Origin of the sequence: Aminobacter sp. J41, from assembly GCF_000526635.1 — a bacterium.
Lineage (GTDB): Bacteria > Pseudomonadota > Alphaproteobacteria > Rhizobiales > Rhizobiaceae > Aerobium.
On record NZ_JAGL01000039.1, the window covers coordinates 19,965 to 27,408 of the forward strand.

The following is a 7,444-nucleotide window of genomic DNA, read 5'->3' on the forward strand; positions in this document are numbered from 1 at the left end:
GTTTTCGCCGTCGCCCGCAGGTTCCTGCTAAACTAAGATTGTTTGGCTGGAACCCGAGCAACCTGAGCCGCTAATTCCGGATGCTAACCTCCCAATTGACGCTCTGGTTGGTTGGAACCTCACACTGCACTGTATCGATAGGAACGCGAACGCCAAAGGAGGGAAAGCTCCAACCTAAAATCCGTTCTCCGTCGTCCAAGCCACGCGCGACGTTACAATTTACACCCGCAGGTAGGTTGATGGTGACGGAAATGTCCGAAATACTCGAAGACAGCCGTAATTTCTGATCGATAAACTCCGCCGAAACCTCCTCGCCCGCGTGAAGCATAAGGAGAGCACCAGACTTATCGTCCGCCTCAACCTTGTCTGTGATCTCGAAGCGACCTGACCCATGAACACCTTCTACTTTTCGTGAAATCCTCGCGCCTTCATACGCATCATGTTGTCCGTGGATTTCGAATCTATCAGGCGTATCACTCATTAATCTGAGATAGGCAAGACCGGGTTCTATCGCGTATTCGCCGTCCGGCAGCGCGATGGCGTTGTGAGCAAGCGGACCTCGGGCATAGGCTGTGAAGGGCTCATCATAGTGATGGGTGTAAAATCCTGGATCAATCAGCCACTCAACACCTGCTGCCCACAATGAGAATGAGAGGTTATCCGCGTGTTTGTGGATGCTCGTTTTCGACGGCGCAACCATTGAGAATTGATATGGGATTCCTCCTTCGGTATTTCCCGATATCACGGCGAAACCGGCATTGGGAAGAACCGTGACTTTGTTTTCATAGGAAAAGTCCGCCTGTGCCAAACTACTGTTAACCATGCGGAAGCTGTCCCCGTAGCTTGGTCCTCGCCCGTCGGGATAGGTCACTAGATCCGTGAAATTGGCCAAATCGTGACATAGGTCGATCAGATCTTTTCCGGTGTCTTTGTCTTCAGAGACCGACAGAACGCCGCTAGCGAGATTACAAAGCCCCTCGAACCCTTTATGATAGCCAAAGCTGTTTTCGGCATTTGTCGTTACAGGTCCATCTTGCACACTTAGGTGCCGCAATTGCTCGCGAAGCCTAGAGAGTGCGATGTCTCGCCATTCCCCTGCCAGCGCAAGCTCGGGGACATATTCGCGAACCAGCATAAGCGCCACATCCTGAAATATCCCATGGTTGTGGTACCTGGTAGTCATGTTGCGAACATAGAAGCCCTCTGAGGCGAGGAGTTGGCCGTGCAGTTCAATAGCGTGGAGCAGACGTGACATAAAGCGCGCATCAAACTTCTCTGCGAGACCGATGTCCCAGAGTTGCAGCATTGTTATGAGGCGCATTGCTGTCCCGTGATCATACCAAGCGTATCGAAGATCTTCAGATTGCTTGGCAAGATTCTCGGTGATCCACCGATCGGTCAACTCACGAGCAGGATAAAGGTATTGCGTGCCATGAGTGTCCGTGTACGCGGCTATCAGAATTTGCGGCATATGAAGTGAATGCCATAGGTAGCGCGTGGTTGAGTAATCCCATACGGATGGCGGTACGTTCGAATGAATGGGCCAGGCAATCGGCTCTATTCCTGCGAATGAAAGCTTGCCGGTTTGCATGAAGTGATCAGCATCGCTTTGAAATGATGCATACGCCTCCACGAAATAGCGATGCACTACGTCACGTATGCCCTGCGAAGCCCTCGCAAACGTCGCGTCAGACCATTTAATCTGCGAAAGAGGACAGGGATCCTCTAGGTTTACTGAGAGGTCATCCGGTGGTGAATCATGGTTAAAAACATCAACTGCGCTGATTCGTATCTCTCCGCCCTTCGTGGAAGGGGTGCCTCGCACGAAGACTTCTACACGATCTAATGCATCGGCGTCTGGTTTATCATCCCAGCCGTTTGTTAGACGGAATGCGATATGTTTAGAACTGATTGTCTCGTTAATATCGAAACCTTGCACAGGATTAGTCGATTTTATATGCCAAAAGCGATTTTTGTTATCTCGCCATCCGAATGCTAAGTAGTTGATGCTATCCCATCCGTTGACCTGAAAAGTAAGGCGCACGACCGTTTTTTCATCTTGATACGCTTTCAGGCGATAGCCAAGGGCGTATGAATTGGCGTCTCCGACAAAGGTCGCGTTCAGCCCATTGTCCGTTTCCTGCAAACCGTGAAAGCGGCCCGTAGCAGAATCTGCGGACAAATCGGACTTGGCCAATGAAAGCTGGCGAACTGCCGAGGACATATCGCATCCGACCGCCGGGCCATCTGCGGCGGCTTCAATTGGTGCCGCCACCAAGCCGGCAAGCAAGGTGGCCGCTGACCGAATAATTAGACACGAATCTGAAAAAAAAGTGCCAAGGGTAGCTAGACTATATTTGAGGTTTGGCAGCTGAAAATATTCCAAGGCAACGCACCCAATATGACTTGAACTTTAAGAGTTTTGCATGTGAGCGCGGGTTGGGCAAGTCATCGCTGATCCAGCGAGCAGGTCTGCTCCCAGGTGCGCATATTCCGAAGTCGGTGTTCTCAGCCGCGACCTTAGCTCGGGAGCCAGCAGGCCCACAGTAAGCGCTGTTATCTGGCCGTAGCTTTGAGTCCGTGATGTACGATGTAGGCTAGGGGCAAGAGGTCGTCGATCTGGCCGTTCGGGGGTCCTTGACGAACCTGGCGAGGAGATGGGTTAGATAGTCGAGCGGCTTGACATCGTTGAGCTTGCAAGTCGATCAGCGACGCGACGACGGCCCAGTGCTCGTCGCCGCCGTCGGAACGGGCGAACACCGCATTCTTGCGGTTTGACCTGCCACGGAACTGTCATCCAGCGGCGATTAGAGCCTCGACCGTTTCTGTTACGCCGTAAGGCGCGGGTTGAGCAACCGGCAGAGACGCGAAGCCCTTATCGAGCGAAGCGTCGGAGCCGGTTGCGGTGAGAGTTCCGGCGAAGGCTGCCGGGGTCTGGTATCCGAGCGAGGAGTGCGGTCTTGCGGTGTTGAAGTCCTGCCGCCATTCGGCGATGGCGCTTCGGGCGTGGCCGAGACCGAAAAACAGACTTTCGTTCAAAAGCTCGTCGCGCATCCGTCCGTTGAAGGATTCGACGTAGCCGTTTTGCATCGGCTTGCCAGGCGCGATGTAATGCCATTCGACACGGTGATCCTTCGACCAGGCGAGGATTGCGTTCGATGTGAACTCCGTGCCGTGGTCGGAGACGATCATATCCGGCTTGCCGCGCTCGGCGATCAAGTCCGTTAGTTCGCGAGCGACACGACGGCCAGAGATCGACGTATCCGGGATCGCGGCAAGGCATTCGCGCGTCACGTCATCAACGATGTTCAGCACACGGAAGCGCCGCCCGCAGGCAAACTGGTCGTGCACGAAGTCCAGGGACCAGCGTGCATTCAGTCTCGCCTCGACCAGGATTGGCGCTCTCGTGCCTACCGCGCGCCGCCTTGCTCGGCGCTTGCGAACCGTCAACCCTTCCTCCCTGTAGAGCCGATAGATGCGGTTGATGCCGGAGCGCTCGCCTTCTCGCCGCAGCAGAACGAACAGCCGCCGATAACCAAACCGGCGGCGTTCATTGGCAAGATCCCGTAGCCGGCCGCGCAGTTCGGTCTCCGGCGGACGGCAGGACTGGTAGCGGATCATCTTGCGATCGGCGCCGATGAAGGAACAGGCCCGACGCTCTGACAGGCCCATGATGGCCTTCAGATGCGCGACGGCTTCGCGCTTGGCGGCGGGCCCTACCATTTTTTGACAAAAGCTCCTTCAGCGCAGCTGCTTCCAGCATCTGGTCCGCCAGCAGCTTCTTCAGCTTAGCGTTCTCATCTTCCAGGGCCTTCAGACGCTTGGCGTCGGACACGTCCATCCCGCCATAATTCGCCTTCCAATTATACAGAGTCGCCTCGCTGACCCCGTGCTTGCGGGCCAGGTCGCCTGCCTTCGCGCCCGCCTCGTGCTCGCGCAGAACCCCGATGATCTGTTCTTCCGTGAACCGCTTCTCTTCCGTGAACCGCTTCCGCTTCATCTGTCCGTCCTTCGATCAAGGGCCGGACTCTAATCTCAGATGGAGGAAAAACTCAGTGGCAGGTCAGGTTGAGGGCGATCAGACGGATGGAGCGCTCGACCGTGTTGCTGTCGATTTCGACGCGACCGTCATCGAGAATGGGGTACGCGCTTCTCAGCGCGAGAGCGCGTAACGGCTTGCTGCGGCGAGCTCGGTCTCGTGCTGATCAAGCTAAGCTTCTCACATACGCCCAGCTGAAAGCGAGCGTTACGCCGCTCTTTTCAGCAAGCGTGCGATAGCCGCGATAGCCGTCGACCTGCGGGATCCCAGTGAAGCCCGTGTGGTGGACGGCCGCACACCGGGCCTTGCTATCTGGCGCATAGACACAGGCGCCGGGGGCGATGCGTCCCATGGCCGGTCTTGCGCGCATCGGCCGAGAGCTGCTCGGTCTTGATCTTGCCACGAGCCGGATCGAACACCGGCACCGTCGTCTCGTCCGCGAAGAGCTTTGGTGAGGTCTTTATCGGCTGTTGGTTTGTCCGCTAACGATCCTGATGGGAACGTGGGCGAGGTATCGGCGCACCCCGTCACTTAGAGAAGTTCCCTTTAGTTTGAAACTGTTGGTCGGAAAAATTGCGCAGCAAGCTGCAATTAATGCCCTGCTGCGCCTTTCGGTTTACTCTCGTCGTTTGATCCAGCTTTGATATTCCGTGAGAATTGTATCAACAGGACCAAAAGCGCGCAGAGTGCCCTGCTCAAGCCAGATAACTCGGTTCACCCATTGCTTCAGAATCCTTTCCGAATGGCTGGCGAGGAGGAGTATCTTCGAACGCTCGATCAGTTGACTCTGCAAGCCGCCGACCGTCTCGCTCAGGCTCGGGTCGACTGCGTTTACCCATTCGTCCATAATCAAAATCTCCCCACGTACAAGACGCAGCAGACTCATGACCAATCGTGACTTCATGCCTGCGGAATAGCTTCTTATGGGGAGTTCAAAGTAGCTTCCCAATCCACTAATGTTCTTCACATCGTTTACATAGTCGGCAACGGCGCGCAGTGGGACGCCCAGGTAGAGGCATTTAAGTTCTGCATTCTGTCGTCCCGACAGCTCTTGTCTTAGACCGGCTCCGAGCGCGAACTGCGGACTTACTACACCTCGGATGTCAATCGAGCCCGACTGCGGAGCGAGCGCGCCAGCACAGAGTTTTAGAAACGTTGACTTTCCAGAGCCGTTTGTTCCAACAAGGCCCACGCGATCGCCATCTTTGAGGGAAAGCGAAACATCTCGCAATGCCGCGATTTCGAGGTATCGGCGTCCTACCAGAATCTGGGCGCCGACAGCGCCACGCTCGAGCGTTTCGCCCGTTGCTTTGGACTTGCGCATAAAGTAGCTGACGCTTACATTCTTAATCTCAATCTTTGCCATCGCTTACTTCAAGTTCCTTACAAAGGACTCCGTGCGCTCGTATGCGACAATTCCGGCGGCGCATAAAACGAAGGATGTTCCAAGCATCACGATCCATGCGATTGGTTCAAAGGAGCCTATCCCGAAAGACTGTCGGAAGGCGGACAGGTAATGGGAGATAGGGTTGTAATTGGTCAGAATCGCGCGAGTACCAGTGCCGTCACCCGCTGTACTCCAAAAAATCGGTGATACGAAAAACAAAAACCGAATTCCGACCTGGAAAATCGCATCCAGATCCGGAAAGAAGATCACGGTCAAGTTTACTAAATACGCGACGGCCAATGACACCAAAGCCAATATTATTAGAATTCCTGGCACGAGGAGTAAATGTGGCCCAATGCTCCCTGGTGCTAGGAAAGTGACGGCGCATGCAAGTAGGAGGAGGTTCAGGCACAATGAGAAAAGACGGTCGATAAGTAGCTTGAAGAAAAGTCCGGATAGCGTAAGGTTATTGTGAACGGCAAATTCGAATCGCTTCTGGATGACGGTTGTGCTCGATGTAATAGTAGTAGCAATGAAATTCCATAGAATATACCCTGCCAATACATACAGGTAAAATGCTTTTGTGCTGGCATTGTCGTGCTGCTGGAAAACCAGAGCAAGCATAATTGTAAATATTAACGTAGAAATTGGCATCCATAAGATACCAAGATAACTTGACTGCTGCTCGGAGCGCGCCTCGATAAAGCTGATACGGAAAAAGCGCGCCAGCCAAGAAAGGTGTGGTCTGATGATTCGCCAGATTGTCAACTTGCCTAACTCTTGCTGTTTTGTCAGACCATGCGCATAGCGGACCGCGCGTCGCGCGGCAATGGTGCTCTGCGCCGCAAGGCTTCGACCTGCCATTATGCGCTGCGGGTTCGGGATGGTACGGAAGCGCAGAAACGACTTGATTCGGCCACCAATTCGAACGCTAAACGCCATTTGATGGTGTTCTGGGATGATCATCGCTCCGAGCTACTGGATGTAGCGTCCAATGCGTTCGATAATATATTGTCCAATATCGGTACGGCCATCTCAGGGGTACGCCGCTTTGGCCAATGTCGATCAGACTGGCCGATTGTCCCGATGACTGCGATCTGGTCATGCGGCCATGATGTTCGACCACCTCGGCCAGTCAACATTGGCCGCAGATACCACGGGAGCGATGGAAAGGGTTTGTGCCCGTGGGATCGCAAGCCATTCGGACTGAGGTCCTCGGTGAACTATAATGTCAACGAAGGATGTCTAGATCAAGATGATGGGGCTTGCTTCCTTCAAGCAGCAGTACGCCGACGATGGCATCATCGTTGGATGGATGCCGACAACCTCGGTTCGTCGGCGGGACGGGCGCCGGCAAGACGACGATTCTGCAAGGTGTCCTTGGCGGCCGGGGTTGTGAGCCATATGCCATATACATAAGACTTTAGACGCCTTTACCCTCTTCAGGAGCCGCGATGGCATCCATCGTGTTCGACAGCCGCCGCGCCAGCACCTTGCGCCTGAACCAGTCCATGAAGGCGACGAGGTAGTGAAAGCCGAGCCGCTTGGGATTTTGGGGCACGTCGGCGCCCAGACCTGATCCGGCCGGTCGATGCTCAGAAGCCGCAGCAGGTAGGGATAGATGAGATGTTGCGGATGCGGCTCGTTGGTCTTCGGCACTTAGTAGATCGGCAGTCGGCCCCCCCCTTGCGGCCGAGGCCCCACTCCTGCCGCCGCAGATGCCGCGCCATCTATCAGGCGCTAACCAGGGCATCTCCCTGAATACCTCGTCGATGATGCGCATCAGTTCTAGGCTCTCGTCGGGGTGGTCTGCCCCCTGAAAAGTGGTCCTCCCTGAAGTAGGCTATTGAGCCGTAGGAGGACGTTGGAATGCCCCAGAAGAAGCACAAACCCGAAGAGATCGTGGCGAAGCTGCGCCAAGTCGATGTTCTGTTGTCGCAAGGTCGTTCTGTCGGAGAAGCGGTCCGTTTGATCGGCGTGACGCAGTTTACGTATTACCGGTGGCGCAAGGAGTTCGG

6 protein-coding genes and 2 pseudogenes are annotated in these 7,444 nt (G+C 55.0%); 1 reads left to right on the forward strand and 7 read right to left on the reverse strand.

Annotated elements, in window-relative coordinates; translation table 11 throughout:
- Positions 1-70 precede the first annotated feature (70 nt).
- The 7 genes and pseudogenes from L630_RS22615 to L630_RS23470 form a co-directional block, all read right to left on the reverse strand.
- The gene (locus tag L630_RS22615; RefSeq protein ID WP_144708771.1) at positions 71-2,386 is read right to left on the reverse strand and encodes a heparinase II/III family protein; all 2,316 of its coding nucleotides are present in this window, start codon (positions 2,384-2,386) and stop codon (positions 71-73) included.
- Positions 2,387-2,556: 170 nt separating this feature from the next.
- Positions 2,557-2,772: pseudogene (locus L630_RS23465) on the reverse strand (transposase domain-containing protein); the annotation flags it as partial.
- A 21-nt stretch (positions 2,773-2,793) separates the two neighbouring features.
- A protein-coding gene (locus L630_RS0117935) for an IS3 family transposase (protein WP_144708770.1) occupies positions 2,794-4,000 on the reverse strand; the annotation gives its coding sequence in 2 pieces (ribosomal slippage) (positions 2,794-3,727 and positions 3,726-4,000; 1,209 coding nt in all).
- A 205-nt stretch (positions 4,001-4,205) separates the two neighbouring features.
- Positions 4,206-4,409, reverse strand: a complete 204-nt coding sequence (locus L630_RS23590; RefSeq protein WP_348602414.1) for a transposase — start codon at positions 4,407-4,409, stop codon at positions 4,206-4,208.
- Positions 4,410-4,655: 246 nt separating this feature from the next.
- Positions 4,656-5,405 carry an ATP-binding cassette domain-containing protein gene (locus L630_RS0117955; RefSeq protein ID WP_024849597.1) on the reverse strand — a complete coding sequence of 250 codons (750 nt, stop codon included), beginning with the start codon at positions 5,403-5,405 and terminating at the stop codon, positions 4,656-4,658.
- A 3-nt stretch (positions 5,406-5,408) separates the two neighbouring features.
- Positions 5,409-6,392, reverse strand: a complete 984-nt coding sequence (locus L630_RS0117960) for an ABC transporter permease (RefSeq protein WP_245263792.1) — start codon at positions 6,390-6,392, stop codon at positions 5,409-5,411.
- 490 nt (positions 6,393-6,882) lie between these two features.
- Positions 6,883-7,076, reverse strand: a pseudogene (locus tag L630_RS23470) (IS3 family transposase); the annotation flags it as partial.
- Positions 7,077-7,295: 219 nt separating this feature from the next.
- Between L630_RS23470 and L630_RS0117970 the strand changes: the two are divergent.
- Positions 7,296-7,444: transposase (locus tag L630_RS0117970; protein ID WP_024849599.1), on the forward strand; the 149-nt coding region annotated here is incomplete at its 3' end.

Bases quoted from the DNA above. Each gene is read 5' to 3' on its own strand.
- L630_RS23590 (WP_348602414.1), bottom strand. From the start codon at position 4,409: ATGCGCGCAAGACCGGCCATGGGACGCATCGCCCCCGGCGCCTGTGTC.
- L630_RS0117960 (WP_245263792.1), bottom strand. From the start codon at position 6,392: ATGATCATCCCAGAACACCATCAAATGGCGTTTAGCGTTCGAATTGGT.
- L630_RS0117955 (WP_024849597.1), bottom strand. From the start codon at position 5,405: ATGGCAAAGATTGAGATTAAGAATGTAAGCGTCAGCTACTTTATGCGC.